The 15,717-nt window shown below is 46.1% G+C and carries 13 protein-coding genes; 3 read left to right on the top strand and 10 right to left on the bottom strand.

Annotated elements, in window-relative coordinates; translation table 11 throughout:
• Window positions 1–81: 81 nt before the first annotated feature.
• From GPK81_RS17005 to GPK81_RS16990, 4 genes are all read right to left on the bottom strand, one after another.
• Entirely contained in the window at window positions 82–2,667 is a 2,586-nt protein-coding gene (locus tag GPK81_RS17005; RefSeq protein ID WP_174087954.1) for an HAD-IC family P-type ATPase, read from the bottom strand.
• A gap of 90 nt (window positions 2,668–2,757) precedes the next feature.
• A complete protein-coding gene (nifU, locus tag GPK81_RS17000) occupies window positions 2,758–3,204 on the bottom strand; it encodes a Fe-S cluster assembly scaffold protein NifU (RefSeq protein ID WP_118062128.1) in 447 nt (148 codons plus the stop codon).
• 28 nt (window positions 3,205–3,232) lie between these two features.
• On the bottom strand, window positions 3,233–4,420 hold the full coding sequence (nifS, locus tag GPK81_RS16995; protein WP_119247866.1) for a cysteine desulfurase NifS: 1,188 nt from the start codon (window positions 4,418–4,420) through the stop codon (window positions 3,233–3,235).
• A gap of 25 nt (window positions 4,421–4,445) precedes the next feature.
• Complete coding sequence (locus tag GPK81_RS16990) at window positions 4,446–4,874, bottom strand: RrF2 family transcriptional regulator (RefSeq protein ID WP_015526993.1); 429 nt, start codon at window positions 4,872–4,874, stop codon at window positions 4,446–4,448.
• A 122-nt stretch (window positions 4,875–4,996) separates the two neighbouring features.
• Between GPK81_RS16990 and GPK81_RS16985 the strand changes: the two genes are divergently transcribed.
• A complete protein-coding gene (locus GPK81_RS16985) occupies window positions 4,997–6,331 on the top strand; it encodes a polysaccharide biosynthesis protein (protein ID WP_215707391.1) in 1,335 nt (444 codons plus the stop codon).
• 41 nt (window positions 6,332–6,372) lie between these two features.
• Window positions 6,373–7,404, top strand: coding sequence for a 3-deoxy-7-phosphoheptulonate synthase (locus tag GPK81_RS16980; protein ID WP_021976875.1), 1,032 nt, complete (start codon window positions 6,373–6,375; stop codon window positions 7,402–7,404).
• Window positions 7,405–7,673: 269 nt separating this feature from the next.
• Here the strand turns inward: GPK81_RS16980 and xerD are convergent, their stop codons facing one another.
• The 6 genes from xerD to uraA all read right to left on the bottom strand — a co-directional run bounded on the left by xerD (window position 7,674) and on the right by uraA (window position 14,170).
• A complete protein-coding gene (gene xerD / locus GPK81_RS16975; RefSeq protein WP_021976876.1) occupies window positions 7,674–8,558 on the bottom strand; it encodes a site-specific tyrosine recombinase XerD in 885 nt (294 codons plus the stop codon).
• A gap of 203 nt (window positions 8,559–8,761) precedes the next feature.
• Window positions 8,762–9,370 (bottom strand): stage II sporulation protein M, encoded by a 609-nt coding sequence (locus GPK81_RS16970; protein WP_021976877.1) that lies wholly within the window; start codon window positions 9,368–9,370, stop codon window positions 8,762–8,764.
• Window positions 9,371–9,499: 129 nt separating this feature from the next.
• Window positions 9,500–11,059, bottom strand: a complete 1,560-nt coding sequence (gene rny, locus GPK81_RS16965; RefSeq protein ID WP_021976878.1) for a ribonuclease Y — start codon at window positions 11,057–11,059, stop codon at window positions 9,500–9,502.
• Window positions 11,060–11,199: 140 nt separating this feature from the next.
• Window positions 11,200–11,688, bottom strand: coding sequence for a regulatory protein RecX (locus tag GPK81_RS16960; RefSeq protein WP_173772461.1), 489 nt, complete (start codon window positions 11,686–11,688; stop codon window positions 11,200–11,202).
• 3 nt (window positions 11,689–11,691) lie between these two features.
• Window positions 11,692–12,744 (bottom strand): recombinase RecA, encoded by a 1,053-nt coding sequence (recA, locus tag GPK81_RS16955; RefSeq protein WP_118062123.1) that lies wholly within the window; start codon window positions 12,742–12,744, stop codon window positions 11,692–11,694.
• Window positions 12,745–12,919: 175 nt separating this feature from the next.
• Window positions 12,920–14,170 carry a uracil permease gene (uraA, locus tag GPK81_RS16950; RefSeq protein ID WP_215707390.1) on the bottom strand — a complete coding sequence of 417 codons (1,251 nt, stop codon included), beginning with the start codon at window positions 14,168–14,170 and terminating at the stop codon, window positions 12,920–12,922.
• A 187-nt stretch (window positions 14,171–14,357) separates the two neighbouring features.
• Here uraA and pepT point away from each other — a divergent pair, with 187 nt between their 5' ends.
• Window positions 14,358–15,584 carry a peptidase T gene (pepT, locus tag GPK81_RS16945; protein WP_174087957.1) on the top strand — a complete coding sequence of 409 codons (1,227 nt, stop codon included), beginning with the start codon at window positions 14,358–14,360 and terminating at the stop codon, window positions 15,582–15,584.
• Window positions 15,585–15,717 lie beyond the last annotated feature (133 nt).

Below are 15,717 nucleotides of genomic sequence, written 5' to 3'. Positions count from 1 at the left end.
ATCTGTTTCGCAGTTTATTCACTCAACCTAAAGAGGACACTGCCCGTTTCCAGGTAGTGTCCTCTTACTTTTCTCATATTATTATTTTCTCAGCTTATCAATAAATGTGGCAAATTTTCCCTGTTCTCCTTTATCCAGTGAACGGCTGTAAATGTTCCTGATCCAGGCTGTGATCACATCGATCAGAATCGGAGAAAACGTCATCAGAAGGAATACCAGAATGATCATTCCGAATTCCAGAGATCCCAGCGTCAGCAGATTCTGCAGAACCACCGCCGCCCCGAAAAAGATCACCTGCATACTGTAAATGATCACCTTACGATAGGTATTCAAAGGTGCGTAAACCGTCTTAAGTGCGGCCATATAATTCCACCCGGTTACAAGCACACAGGCCGTATTCAGCATCGCATTGGAATGATATACGTTCTGACATACCAGCATCACACTGAACACGCAGCCTGTGATTGTCACAGCGGCCGGAAATGCATTCATAAACACGTGACGCAAAAATGTATGGTCGATCTTCTCATAATTATTCTCCTGGGCCAGAAGAAACGTAGGAATACCAACTGCACAGGCGCTGATCAGTGACATCTGGATCGGCTCAAAGGGATAGGCATCCCCGAAGAAAATTGTGATCAGTGACAGCAGCACGGAAAAAATTGTCTTGATCAGAAACATGGATGCTGCAGTACGGATATTATTTACAACCCTGCGTCCCTGGTTCACGATTTCCGGCATCGCTGCAAAATTGGAATCCAGCAATACCACATTGGCAATATTCTTGGCCGCATCACTTCCTTCAGCCATGGCAATACTGCAGTCAGCCTCTTTAAGGGCCAAAACATCGTTTACACCATCACCGGTCATTGCAACCGTATGCTTCTGTGCCTGAAGAGATTTCACCATCGCCTGCTTCTGCTGCGGTGTCACACGTCCGAACACACTGTATGTTGCAACTGCCTCGTCCATCTGTTCCTGGGTTGTGATCGTTGTTGCATCTACATACTGCTCCGCATTTTTAAGGCCTGCACGTCTGGCTATGGCAGAAACGGTCACCGGATCATCACCGGAGATCACCTTCAGATCCACCCCCTGGCTTTCGAAATATGCCAGGGTATCCGGTGCCTCCTGGCGGATCACATCCGTAAGAAGAAGAAGTCCGATCGGCTCAAGCCCTGCCGGGATCTCAGTGCCTTCATTTACATTCTCACTGTGAGCAACAACCAGAACACGAAGTCCTTCTTTCGCAAAACCGCTGCAGTATTCTGCCAGCTCCGGATTCCCTTCCGGAAAAAGAAACTGCACAGCACCCATCAGATAAGTGCCTGTATCTTTAAAAGCAGCTCCACTGTACTTTCTGTCAGAAGAGAACGGGATCACATGATCCAGCTCCATATCCTGGGATACTTTAAATCTCGCCCGCAGTGCATCGGCAGTAGCATTCTGGTCTTTCAGCACAGAAAGGAGATTTCCCATGATATGCTCGATCTCCCGGATTTTCTCCGGATCTTCCTGGCTGTACGTCTCTGTGCCAGCTTCAGACTCTTCCCGTGGTGAAAGAATCGAACTCCCATCCTCTTTTGCAATCGCTTCTGCGGCTGAAACTGCTGAAATTTCGGAAGCTGCTGAAACCTCGACCAGATCAGAACTCTCAGTTCTGTCGTTCTTACTTTCACCAGACTCAGTCTTATTTCCTGCTGCTTCACCTGAAATCTCATCATACACCGGCGGATAGCTCTCCACTGCTTCCACACACATGGTACCTTCTGTAATGGTTCCTGTCTTATCCAGGCAGAGCGTATCCACACGCGCAAGAGTCTCAATACAGTACAGCTCCTGCACCAGAGTCTTCTTCTGAGCCAGTTTCAGCGCACCCAGAGTCAGCGCCACACTGGTAAGGAGAACGAGTCCCTCGGGGATCATTCCAAGAACTGCCGCAACCATATTGACGACGGAATCCCGGATATTATCTCCCACAAAATAATACTGTTTATAAAAAAGCATCGCACCCAGTGGTACGATAATAATACTGATCACCTTCAGGATGGCATTCAGGGAATTTCGAAGCTCTGAATTATGGCGTTTGAATTCCTTGGCCTCACTGGTGATCCTTGACGCATAGTTGTCACTTCCAACATGGATGATCTGGCAGCATGCCTGTCCCGCCGTCACAAAACTTCCGGAAAAAAGCTCATCTCCCGTATTCTTCGGAAGATTGTCTGCCTCACCGGTCAGCAGAGATTCATTGACCTCCAGGCTTCCTTCCAGAATCTTCGCATCTGCCGGAACCTGTTCTCCGGCTTTCAGAAAGATCAGATCATCGACAACCAGCTTCTCTGTAGAAATTTTCCATTTTTTTCCTTCACGCAGAACAACCGTCTTGGATTCTGTCAGGATAGCCAGCTTGTCAATGGTCTTCTTGGCACGGATCTCCTGAATGATTCCAATTACGGTATTAATAAAAATGATTCCTACAAACATGGAGTTTTTGTAGGAACCAACCACCAGTACGAGAACCAGCAGCACCAGGTTCAGAAAATTGAAGAATGTCAGTGTATTCTCCAGAATGATCTGTTTATATGTCCTGGTGTTGGGGTTTTCGTTATTATTTACCTGGCCCTGCGCAATTCTTTCCTGAACTTCTTCGTTCGTAAGTCCTGTCATGCTTCTTACTTACCTGTCCTTTCAATGGCTTACGGTTTCTGTTCGATTGAAGCTTGCTCATGCCTCGGTTATGATCGCAAATACAGAGGATTAATATTCCTCTTCTGTGTCCTCTTCACCTTCGTGGATATCAGACTTCGGTTTGGAAAGACCTTCGATCTTAATGTGATGCTTCTCTGCATAATCCCAGAGAGCTGCATGAATAGCCTCCTCAGCAAGCAGGGAACAGTGGATCTTTACCGGTGGAAGTCCGTCCAGAGCCTCCATAACGGCTTTGTTTGTTACTTCCATGGCTTCCTCGATGGTTTTGCCCTTTACAAGCTCTGTTGCCATGCTGCTTGTTGCAACGGCTGCACCGCATCCAAATGTTTTGAATTTGCAGTCTTTGATAATATGGGTTTCGTCATCAATATCAAGGAATATTCTCATAATATCACCGCATTTTGCATTTCCTACAGTACCCACGCCGCTTGCGTTCTCAATCTCACCTACATTACGTGGATGCTGAAAATGATCCATTACTTTTTCACTATACATTATTTTTTCCTCCTGGCAAGTGTTTTTATTATTTTTTCTGCTTTTTAATAAAATCTTCATATAATGGAGACATACTTCTTAAGTTTGCAGTAATATCTTTCAGTTTATCTACTACAAAATCAGCATCCTCCATTGTTGTCTCCTCGCTTAATGTCATACGGAGAGATCCATGTGCGATCTCATGAGGAAGGCCGATAGCCAGCAGAACATGTGACGGATCCAGAGAACCGGATGTACATGCAGAACCGCTGGATGCGCAGATTCCGAAGTTGTCAAGCATCAGAAGAAGGGACTCACCCTCGATAAACTGAATGCTTACGTTTACGTTGTTCGGAAGACGTTTTACCTTATCTCCGTTGAGACGTACGTATGGGATCTCTGTAAGGATCCTGTTAATCATATGGTCACGGATCTCAATTTCCTTTGCGGTACGCTCTTTCATGGATTTGTTGGCACGTTCTGCAGCAAGGCCGTATCCTACGATTCCAGGAACGTTCTCTGTACCTGCACGACGTTTTCTCTCCTGTGCTCCACCATGTACAAAGGAACGGATCTTGACACCTTTACGGATGTAGAGGAAACCGATACCCTTCGGTCCGTTGATCTTATGTCCACTGGAGCTGAGCATATCAATGTTAAACTCATCTACATTGATCGGGATCTGTCCGAATGCCTGAACAGCGTCTGTATGGAACAGGATTCCATGCTCATGTGCGATCTGTCCGATCTCTTTCAGCGGCTCAAGAGTACCGATCTCATTGTTTGCAGCCATAACAGAGATCAGGATGGTCTCCGGTGTAATGGCTTTCTGAAGCTCATCCAGATCAATGAATCCGTTCTCATCTACATCCAGATATGTGACCTTCGCACCGCGCTCTTTTTCAAGGTATTCACAGGTATGAAGGATGGCATGATGCTCAATCTTTGTTGTGATGATGTGGTTACCTTTATTCTTGTATGCCTCAAAAGTTGCTTTCAGAGCCCAGTTATCAGACTCGGAACCACCTGCTGTAAAATAGATTTCTTCTTTCTTGGCTCCGATCACATCTGCAATCTGCTGTCTTCCCTTGGCAATAGCAGCCTTGCTGTTTGCAGCAAAATCATAAACAGTAGAAGCATTTCCATAAAACTCTGTAAAATACGGCAGCATTGCCTCCACAACTTCCGGTGCGGTCTTTGTGGTAGCCGCATTGTCCAGATATATCATTTTTCCCATTTTCTTTTCCTCCTGTTCAGGATAATTATTTTTCGTGTATTCTCCGGCTCTCTTCGATCAGCTCACTGAGCATCAGTGTATCCACCGCATCTGTGATGCTGTCGTTGATCCTCTTCCACACTAATTTAGCTACGCAGAGATCAGAACCCTGGCAGCCTCCGTCACCTTCTGTTCCCGGGCATGTAGCAGCCTCCAGGCCGCCCTCCAGAACACGAAGGATATCTCCCACTGAAATCTCTTCTGCCGGTCTTCCAAGAAAGTATCCTCCGGCAGCACCGCGGACACTCTTCACAAGGCCCGCTTTCTTCAAAAGCGCCATCAGCTGTTCCAGATAGCTGACTGATATATTCTGACGGCCCGCAATACTCTGAAGCGAGACCGCTTCTTTTTCACTGTAAAGACCAAGGTCTATCAGGGCCTTAAGTCCGTATTTTGCTCTTGTTGACAGTTTCATCCGCTCACCTCTTTTTCAATTCCCAGTGTTTTCCTCGGATTTCATGTTTACTCTATCAGAAACCTATGGTTCTGTCAAGACTAACTTCTTCATATACTGACAAAAAAGGCTCCAGGTTATCCATGTCAAAAAAAGTATTTCTCAAAGGAACCTTGATTCTTGCCTGCACGGGACTTGTCAGCCGTATTGCTGGTTTCTTTTATAGGATATTCCTATCCCATGCCATTGGTGCGGAAGGTCTTGGTCTGTATCAGCTGATCCTTCCTCTGCAGGGACTTATGGCTGCTCTTTCCTATACCGGAATCCAGTCTGCACTTTCCCGGCTGATTGCGTCCAGACTTGCTCTTCAGGAAAAAAAGGAGGCATATTTTTCTCTGGTTACGGGAATCTTTGCGGCTGTCTTTTTTTCTGCTGTAACCGGTTTTCTGCTTTTTCGGCATGCAGATTTTTTTGCTTCCACAATCCTGAAAGCACCCGGGACCTCCGATTTTCTTCGGCTGACGGCTGCCAGTATACCACTCTGCGCCATTCACTCCTGCATTGACAGCTATTATTATGCCCGGAAAAAAGCTTCTGTACCCGCAGCTGTGCAGCTTAGCGAGCAGGCTGTCCGGATCGGTGCCACTTATATCCTGTATCTGATCTTTCTCTCCGAAGGCCGTCCGGTCACTGCGATGATCGCAGCCGGCGGTTCCCTCGCAGGAGAAGCTGCCGCTTCTCTGATATCACTCCTTATGGTTTCTTTTCATTTTGGAAATCATCCTGTAAAAGAAAAAACTTCCGTTAAAATTTTTCCGCTGATAAAAGATCTTTTTACCCTGTCTTTCCCCATATCCCTGAACCGCATCCTCCTGACACTTCTCGGAAGCATAGAAGCGGTTCTGATTCCACAGATGCTGATTCGCTGTGGAATGACTTCTTCAGAGGCACTGAAAATTTACGGGATCTTTACGGGAATGGCCCTTCCCCTGCTCCTGTTTCCTTCCACCCTTACAACTTCCGCAGCTGTAATGCTGATGCCCTCTGTCGCAAGAATGGATGCCCTTGGAGATCAGAAACAGATCCGCCATGTCACAGACCAGACTTTTTTTCTCTGCATGTTTCTGGGATTTTTGTGTGGAAGCGGATTCTTTCTCTTTGGACCATTCCTTGGAACACTGCTTTTTCACAGCAAAACTGCCGGAACTTACATACGGTATCTTTCTTTCATCTGTCCTTTTCTTTATACCAACACCATGCTCACCAGCATCCTTCAGGGGCTTGGAAGGCCGGGGCGCTGCCTGATCCACAGCGCTGCCGGCATTCTCATCCGTATTTTTTCTGTTGTTTTTATGATTCCGGCAATTGGGATTCGAGGCTATTTTTACGGCATTTTTCTGGGTGAACTGCTCCTTTCCCTTCTACACGTGAAAGCGCTAAAATTTCCCTATCGACAAGCGGGCGATAATCGTTTATAATTAATAACCGAAATGTTATAATTATGGAGGAATAAAGTACTATGAGTTTTGAATTCATAAAAAAACTGCCAACTCCTGAGGAAATCCGCAATCAGTATCCCATCGATGCTGAACTTCAGGCTCTCAAGGAGAAACGCGATGCTGAGATTCGCGACGTTTTCACCGGAAAATCTGATAAATTCCTCGCTATCATCGGACCATGTTCTGCAGATAACGAAGATGCTGTATGCGATTATCTTTTAAGACTTCGCAAAGTACAGGAAAAGATCGAGGATAAAGTCCTCATTATCCCGCGTGTTTACACAAACAAACCACGTACAACCGGAGAAGGATATAAAGGAATGGTCCATCAGCCGGATCCTGAGAAGAAACCGAACCTTCTTGCCGGACTGATTGCAATCCGTAAGATGCACATGCGTGCCATCCGCGAAAGTGGTTTTACCTGTGCAGATGAGATGCTTTACCCGGAGAACTACCGTTATCTTTCTGATCTTCTTTCCTACGTTGCTGTAGGTGCACGTTCTGTTGAAGATCAGCAGCACAGACTGACAGTCAGCGGCATGGACGTTCCGGCTGGTATGAAGAATCCTACCAGTGGCGACTACAGCGTTATGCTGAACTCCATCGTTGCAGCACAGGGCGCTCACCGCTTCATTTACAGAAGCTGGGAAGTTGAGACCACCGGTAACCCGCTCTCCCACGCAATCCTTCGTGGTGCGGTAAACAAACACGGAGAAGCTATCCCGAACTACCATTATGAGGATCTTCGTCTTCTCTATGACAAATACCACGCAAAGAACCTTGCCAACCCGGCAGTAATCGTGGATACCAACCATTCCAACTCCAACAAGCACTACGAGCAGCAGGTTCGTATCGCAAGCGAGGTTCTTCACAGCCGTCAGGTAGATCCTGAGCTTCACACTATGGTAAAAGGTCTCATGATCGAGAGCTATATTGAGCCAGGCAACCAGAAGATCGGTGGAGATCACATCTACGGAAAATCCATCACAGATGCATGCCTTGGATGGGATGAGTCTGAGAAACTGCTTTATACGATTGCTGAGAACTGCTAAGGTCTGTCTGATCTGCAGTTTTACCGAATCAGGGAAATTCCTGGCAGAGTTGCGGATATCTGCTTGACTAAACTGTACATCAAAAGAACCGGCGTTCTTCCTTTCCTGGGAAGCGTCGGTTCTTTTTTCAATCCCTTTTTAAGCAGATATGACCATTCTCATGATCTGTTAGACTTATAATATATCAAAAAAAGCGGAAAACAGAACTGTCCTGTCGTTCCATTCTCCGCTTATTTCTTTCTGCCCAATATCATATTCCTCTTTACAGGTTAATGCCTCGGATGCGCCTTCATGTATACATCACGCATTTTCGCAACACCAAAATTCAAATAGATCTGTGTTGTAGAAATATCTGAATGTCCCAGCATTTCCTGTACACTCTTCACATCTGCTCCGTTCTGCAGCATATGTGCGGCAAAAGAATGTCTCAGGGTGTGTGGTGTGATATCATGCTGGATTCCTGCTTCTTCCGCATATCCCTTCAGCACTTTCCAGAACCCCTGTCTGCTCATGGACTTTCCTGAACAGTTGGTAAAAAGGCTCTGCGTCTCATTTTCCTTTACAAATATTCTGCGGGCTTCTTTCAGATATTTGTCCATGGCATTCCTGCAGACATTTCCTACAGGGATTACCCGTTCCTTCTCTTCATCGTGGCAGACTACATAACCAAGCTGAAGATTAATATCCTCCAGATTCAGGTGAAGCAGTTCACTGACACGCATTCCTGTGGCATAAAGAAGTTCCAGCATGGCGCTGTCCCGAATTCCCTTCGGAGTATTCAAATCCGGCTGTCTCAGAAGTCTGTCCACTTCATCCACAGAAAGGATCTCCGGCATCCTCTTCTCAACCTTGGGTGGCTTCAGCTCCAGGGACGGATCTCTCTCAATCCGGCCTTCCTGCTGAAGATACTGAAACAGTGCACGGATGGAAGCTACATTCCTTGAGATTGTAGAAGAGGCAAACTGTCCCCTCTCCATGTAACTGAGATATCCCTCCAGTTCCAACTCTCCCACGTCACGGATATCGTAAATCCCACGTTCCTCAAAATATGCTGCCATTTTCTTCAGATCTCTCTGATATGACACCTCTGTATTATGAGATGTTCTTTTTCTGTTATGTAAATATGTAATAAATTCCCGTATCTCTATGTCCATTCTCTTACATCCCGTTTCTAAATAACTCGTTATCAACCAAACCGTAAAATCTGTATTCTTTTATGACTGAATTATACTGTGTATTTTACATAAAATCAAACGGTTTTTCAGCGCAAAACCTCGCAATTTCAACACATTCCGCCTCAAACCACCAAATATCGCAGATTTTATGGAAACCATTACTACATATTGTAAAAATTTTTTTAAAAAAATTTCAGTCCCTTTACAACTTTTTCAAGAATCCACGGATTCAGGAAACTTTCCGCAAGAATTCCCCCTGTATACACCAGAAATGCAGTCATTCCCTGCCGGATATATAGCCTCGATTTCTGAGGTACAAGCCCATAGTTTTTCCAGATATCATAGGACTGTCTGTATACAAGACCAGCAAGATAAAAATACACCGGAATATAGATCACATACTGAGGAATCAGAAGTCCGGCCCCGGCCACACCTCCGTAAATACCAAATTCCAGCACGGATAAAGTCAGGATAAGTCCTGTCTCCATCCCAAGAATCAGCATATAAGCCACTGACAGCGGTACCCCAAATATGGTAAACCCACAGAAAAACAGAAAAAGAAAGAGTACTCCCCTGTGTCGTAACACTTCCAGCAAATATGCTCCGCCGGAAATATCTTTCCCCGCAAAATTCCGGATCAGATAGAAAGAAGCCAGGGTTTTCTGTTTCCATTCCATTTTCCAGATCAGATTCGGTATGATATTTCCCACCAGAAAACCGGTCAAAAAAAGAATCTCTGCCGGAAAACGACCAGCTGTTTTCCATTTTCTGCTTTCATTTCTTTTTTCCATTCACTCACCCTGTACCAGTTTACGTCCAAACTCTCCGTAATATAACCTGTTTCCGGGCAGCAAAAAAGCCGGCCAGCTATTAAAGCTGTCCGGCTTTCATTATTTCCAGAGTATTCTGTGAGCGAAAGCTTATTTTGCGTAATCAACCGCTCTGCTTTCACGGATCACATTAACCTTGATCTGTCCCGGATATTCAAGTTCTGCTTCGATCTGCTTTGCAATGTCTCTTGCAAGGAGAACCATATCTGCATCACTTACGTGATCCGGTACAACCATAACACGAATTTCTCTTCCTGCCTGAATAGCAAAAGATTTCTCTACGCCCTTGAACTCATTGGTGATATCCTCGAGCTGTTTCAGACGATTGGTATAGGTTTCCAGTGTCTCTCGTCTTGCACCAGGTCTTGCCGCGGAAATCGCGTCAGCAGCCTGTACAATACAAGCGATAAGAGATTCCGGTTCCACATCGCCATGATGGGACGCAACTGTGTTGATAACGATCGGGGATTCCTTATATTTCTTACAGAGATCCACGCCAATCTGGATATGAGAACCTTCCACCTCATGATCAATGGATTTACCAATATCATGAAGAAGTCCGGCACGTTTGGCCATACGCACATCCACACCGATCTCTCCTGCGAGAAGTCCGGAAAGCTGTGCAACCTCAATGGAATGCCTCAAAGCATTCTGACCATAACTGGAACGGAATTTCATACGTCCAAGAAGTTTCAGAAGTTCCGGATGGATTCCATGAACGCCCACATCCATGGCTGCTGTCTCACCGTCTTCACGGATCTGTGTTTCCACTTCTTTCTGGGCTTTCTCCACCATCTCTTCAATTCTTGCCGGATGAATACGTCCATCCACAATAAGTTTCTCCAGGGCCACTCTGGCGATCTCTCTACGGATCGGATCAAACGCGGAGAGAACAACTGCCTCCGGTGTATCATCAATGATCAGATCCACACCGGTAAGTGTCTCCAATGTACGGATGTTACGGCCCTCACGACCGATAATCCTTCCCTTCATTTCATCACTTGGAAGCTGTACCACAGAAATTGTTGTCTCAGATACGTGATCTACCGCACATTTTTGGATGGCATTGACCACATATTCCTTAGCTTTCTTGTTGGCTTCTTCCTTGGCTCTGTTTTCAAGCTCTTTATAGAGTCTTGCAACATCCACCTTTACGTCATCTTCTACAGATTTCAGTAACTCTTCTTTTGCCTGTTCGGAGGTAAGACCTGAAACTCGTTCCAGTTCCCGTACTCCTTTTTCCTCAAGTTCATTTACTCGTTTTTCTTTTTCTTGTAACTCGTTAAATTTCGCTGTACATTCCAGCTCACGCTTCTCCACTGCATTGGCTTTTTTGTCAACAGATTCCTCTTTTGACAAAACTCGCTTCTCGTATCTCTGCAGCTCGTTTCTCCGTTCCTTGGTTTCCCTTTCCAGTTCATTTTTAGTTCGCAGAGATTCTTCCTTTACTTCAAGTAAAGTTTCGCGTTTCTTGGTCTCTGCTGCTTTCAATGCTTCATCAAGAATATTCCTTGCTTTATCCTCTGCTGTACCTACGATTTCCGCATCCTTGCGTACTTTCTTGTCAACAGCAACCTTGCAAGTAACAGGAACTGCAATAAGTAGCGTGACTACCACAGCGACAATAACACCGATAATTGTGCCTGCCACAGGAGCACCTCCTTATTTAGTTTTCATTGTACAAATACAACAATACAAGTTTAGCTGTTTTTCACATTTATGTCAAGTTTTTCTCATGAAAAAGCCGATTTTGGTTAGCATGCATGAACTGTGACTTTTTTTGTACGGAATTATTCCATCTCGTGTTTCACACGGATGTTCATCTCATCCAGGGTATGTGAAATATCTTCGTACTTAAATGCTCTTCTGGCAAGGTAACCATAGAGTCTCCGCATCTGTCCTTCATCAAGCTCGGTATCCGGTGCATATTTCTTCTCTATGGTCTTTCGTAAAACGGCACGTTCATCAGGTTCCATAAGTTCTTCCATTTCCTCCCAGGCTTCCAGTGCAGTCTGACGGTCTACACCTTTCATCTGAAGCTCGGAAAGGATCTTCTGGCGGCTCTTGGACTCCATGCGAAAAGAAATATATGTCCTGGCATAACGGGCATCATTAATATAACCGTAAGACTTCACATAGGCAATGGCATCTTCCACTGCCTCCTGTGAAAATTCAGCCTGACGGAGTTTATCCGTCAGGCCTTTCTCTGTACGATCCATATGTTCCAGAAGCCGCATGGCTTTCTTTCTTGCCCGGTTTCGTTCTTCCGGATTCAGCATGGATTATTCCTCTTCTTCCGTATCCGCTGCCTGTGCCGCAGATTCTGCTGTTTCATCAGCCGGATCCAGATGATACTGTACACGTACCTTCTTCTCGATCTCATCACGGATCTCCGGATGCTCTCTCAGGAATAATTTGGCATTCTCACGTCCCTGTCCGATCTTGTCCCCTTCGTATGCATACCACGCACCACTCTTGTTTACAATGGAGCAGTCTGCCGCAAGATCCAGGATGTCTCCCTCTCTGGAAATACCGGTTCCGAACATAATATCAAATTCTGCCTGTTTAAATGGCGGAGCCACCTTATTCTTGACTACTTTCACACGGGTATGGTTACCTACCATCTCACCGCCCTGCTTCAGTGTCTCCACGCGGCGGACATCCATACGGACAGATGCATAGAACTTCAGGGCACGTCCACCGGTTGTAGTCTCCGGATTACCGAACATTACGCCGACCTTCTCACGGAGCTGGTTGATAAAGATTACCACACAGTTGGACTTGCTGATAACAGCAGTCAGTTTACGGAGTGCCTGTGACATCAGACGTGCCTGCAGGCCCACATGGCTGTCTCCCATATCGCCTTCGATCTCTGCCTTGGGAACCAATGCTGCAACAGAGTCCACGATCACGATATCCACAGCACCAGAGCGCACCATGGTCTCTGTAATCTCCAGAGCCTGCTCTCCGTTATCCGGCTGTGAAATGTAAAGATTATCAATATCCACACCGATATTCTTGGCGTAAACCGGATCAAGGGCATGCTCTGCATCGATGAATCCTGCGATTCCGCCTCTCTTCTGAACCTCGGCAACCATATGTAAAGCTACGGTTGTCTTACCACTGGACTCCGGTCCGTAGATCTCCACGATACGTCCCTTCGGCACACCACCTACGCCAAGAGCGATATCAAGGCTTAAGCATCCTGTAGGAACAGCCTCCACCTGCATATGGGAACTGGAATCTCCAAGCTTCATAACAGAGCCCTTACCAAACTGTTTCTCAATATTTCCAAGGGCTGCTTCCAGCGCCTTCTGCTTCTCTTCACTGATCATTCTACAATCTCCTATTCTTTATTCTCTTCTATCGCCAAGTTTCCTGTTTTTTCGAACCTTTGTTCGTGTTTTCTGTATTACATAGTATTATAAAACGGAATGATTGTCAAGCAGAAAAAGCAGATAGAAAGGTTTCCCTTTTTATCTGCTTTGTAAAATGAACGCCGCTTATTTTTTACTGATCGTTGGTCAGTTTCAGTTTATCCAGGATATAGAACACAAAGCTTAATGCCATGGCAACCACACACGCCAGTACCATACCTGTAAGCTCCACATTTCCAAGTTTCAGGGCAATTCCGGAAAGTCCCACAACAAAGACAACACTTGTCAGTGTCAGGTTTCTGGATTTGCTGTAATCCACGTGATTGTCAACCAGCATACGAAGTCCGGAAGTTCCGATCATTCCGTAAAGGAGGAAAGAAATTCCGCCGATAACCGGACCAGGGATAGTACTGATCAGAGCTGCCAGTTTGCCAAGGAAAGAACAGCAGATGGAAAGCACTGCCGCACCGCCGATAACCTGTACGCTGTAAACCTTTGTCACAGCCATAACACCGATGTTCTCACCGTAAGTGGTGGTCGGCACAGAACCAAGGCATCCGGAAACTGTAGTGGAGAAGAAATCCGCAAACAGGGATCTGTGAAGACCCGGATCTTTCAGAAGATTCCTTCCGACGATCTTTCCGGTTACGATCTGATGTCCGATATGCTCGGAAGTTACCAGAAGCAGTGCGGGGAAAATCGTCATGACAGCCTCAAAATTAAATTTCGGGGATGTAAAGTTGGGAAGAGCAAAAAACGCCGCTTCTCTTACCTGGGTAAAATCCAGAAGTCCGCATGCCCCTGCTGCCACATATCCTGCAATGATCGCGATCAGGATCGGAATAACAGAAAGAAAACCACGGAACAGGATCTGCCCGAATACCGCAACTCCAAGTGTCACCAGAAATACGATCACATTCTTCGGATCTACCTTTTCATCCAGAAGTCCTGCCGTGCTTGCCGCATTTCCCGCAAGTTCCAGACCGATCAGTGCAACTACCGGTCCCATTGCCGCGGTAGGAAGCACGATATCGATCCAGTCCGTTCCACACTGACGGACAATAAACGCCACGCACATACCTGCGATACCAAGTACAACGAAACCGCCAAGGGCATACTCATAACCGTACTTGCTGATGACCAGAAGTGCCGGTGAAAGAAAGGCAAAACTGGAGCCCAAGTATGCCGGTGCCTTTCCTTTTGTGATGAAAATAAAAAGAAGTGTTCCCACGCCGTTCATCAAAAGCACGATGGCCGGATTGATGCCAAAAAGGAACGGCACCAGTACGGATGCTCCGAACATGGCAAACATGTGCTGGATACTTAACGGTATCAGCATTTTTGCAGGTACTTTTTCTTCGACCTGTATGATTCTTTTTTCCACTCTCAAATCCTCCGTTTTTTATTATCCCACCGATTATAGCACAGGTTTTCTCATCGTGGGAGATTTTTTCCGCAAATATGCGTATGCTGTGTGGTATACTGTTGTTATCTCCTGGAAAACAGACGGATTCCGCAAATGCAAGTACAGTCTGTTCCGGACGAATTTTTTCAGAAAGGACTTTTCTTCTATGAAAGCATACGAACGACTTTTATCCTATGTAAAAATATTCACACCAAGCAACGAAGAAAGCACTTCCTCCCCTTCTTCCAGATGTCAGTTTGACCTGGCCCGCCTTCTTGTGGAGGAACTGAAAGGGCTTGGCATCTCTGATGTAACACTGGACGATCACTGCTATGTTTACGCGCATCTTCCGGCCACAGAAGGTCTGGAACACTGCAAAGCCCTCGGCTTTATCGCACATATGGACACAGTTTCCGATTTCTGCGACCATGCAGTCACACCTGTGATCACTGAAAATTATGATGGAAAAGATCTCCCTCTTGGTACAAGCGGCAGAACGCTTTCTCCGGAAATGTTCTCACACCTTACTTCTCTTGCCGGACGGACCCTCATCACCTCAGACGGAACCACAATCCTGGGTGCTGACGACAAGGCCGGCATTGCGGAGATCCTTACAGCGCTGGAGCATATCCTTACGGAAAAAATACCTCACGGACCTCTCTGTGTTGCATTTACGCCAGATGAAGAGATCGGCATGGGACCGGCTCACTTCAATGTAAAAAAATTCGGTGCAGATTACGCCTATACCCTGGACGGTGATACAGAAGGCGAGATCCAGTACGAAAACTTCAACGCCTGCAGTGCAAAAGTAATTTTCCAGGGCGTCAATGTCCATCCCGGTTCTTCCAAAAATACCATGGTCAATGCTGCCCTTGTTGCCATGGAATTTAATTCCATGCTCCCCTCTGCGGATACGCCAAGGAACACAGAGGACTATCAGGGATTTTTCCATCTGTGCTCCATGAAAGGAGATGTTTCCCAGGCTGAACTTCAGTATATTGTCCGGGATCACGATGCCGCTTCTTTTGAAGTCCGCCAGAAAACCCTTTCGCATATCACCAAAATTCTCAACGAAAAATGGGGTGAAGGTACCGTGACCCTTACCATCACCCAGCAGTACCGCAATATGAAAGAGATCATTGATACCTGCCCGTGGCTGATCACCCTGGCAGAGGATGCCTGCCGTGCCTGCGGTGTCACACCGCTGATCTTGCCTATCCGTGGCGGCACAGACGGAGCCCAGTTAAGTTTCATGGGACTTCCCTGCCCGAACCTTGGAACCGGCGGACATGCCTATCACGGGCCTTATGAGCACATTACTGTTGAAGGAATGGATGCCGCTGTAGATGTTACCCTTGAGATCATAAAACTGTTTTCCCAGAGAAAAGATTGAGAAAATCCCCTTAAAACCCTGCATCACCAGAAATCTGATATAAACAAAAAATACCCACAGATCCTCCGGCCGGTTATTTTCCGGAATAAATCTGTGGGTATTTCTATACCATATAAAATTCATCTGAACCAGG

Source organism: Blautia sp. MCC283 (assembly GCF_018785565.1).
In the GTDB taxonomy this organism is placed as follows: Bacteria; Bacillota; Clostridia; order Lachnospirales; family Lachnospiraceae; genus Blautia_A.
Note: the sequence above shows the minus strand (reverse complement) of the source record. Positions and strands in the feature narration are given on the sequence as shown.

What these genes read in the sequence shown, in the direction of transcription:
- nifU (WP_118062128.1), bottom strand. Translation starts at nt 3,204, where the DNA reads ATGTATAGTGAAAAAGTAATGGATCATTTTCAGCATCCACGTAATGTA.
- GPK81_RS16985 (WP_215707391.1), top strand. Translation starts at nt 4,997, where the DNA reads ATGTCAAAAAAAGTATTTCTCAAAGGAACCTTGATTCTTGCCTGCACG.
- pepT (WP_174087957.1), top strand. Translation starts at nt 14,358, where the DNA reads ATGAAAGCATACGAACGACTTTTATCCTATGTAAAAATATTCACACCA.
- GPK81_RS16980 (WP_021976875.1), top strand. Translation starts at nt 6,373, where the DNA reads ATGAGTTTTGAATTCATAAAAAAACTGCCAACTCCTGAGGAAATCCGC.
- GPK81_RS17005 (WP_174087954.1), bottom strand. Translation starts at nt 2,667, where the DNA reads ATGACAGGACTTACGAACGAAGAAGTTCAGGAAAGAATTGCGCAGGGC.
- GPK81_RS16970 (WP_021976877.1), bottom strand. Translation starts at nt 9,370, where the DNA reads ATGGAAAAAAGAAATGAAAGCAGAAAATGGAAAACAGCTGGTCGTTTT.
- recA (WP_118062123.1), bottom strand. Translation starts at nt 12,744, where the DNA reads ATGATCAGTGAAGAGAAGCAGAAGGCGCTGGAAGCAGCCCTTGGAAAT.
- GPK81_RS16960 (WP_173772461.1), bottom strand. Translation starts at nt 11,688, where the DNA reads ATGCTGAATCCGGAAGAACGAAACCGGGCAAGAAAGAAAGCCATGCGG.
- GPK81_RS16990 (WP_015526993.1), bottom strand. Translation starts at nt 4,874, where the DNA reads ATGAAACTGTCAACAAGAGCAAAATACGGACTTAAGGCCCTGATAGAC.
- xerD (WP_021976876.1), bottom strand. Translation starts at nt 8,558, where the DNA reads ATGGACATAGAGATACGGGAATTTATTACATATTTACATAACAGAAAA.
- nifS (WP_119247866.1), bottom strand. Translation starts at nt 4,420, where the DNA reads ATGGGAAAAATGATATATCTGGACAATGCGGCTACCACAAAGACCGCA.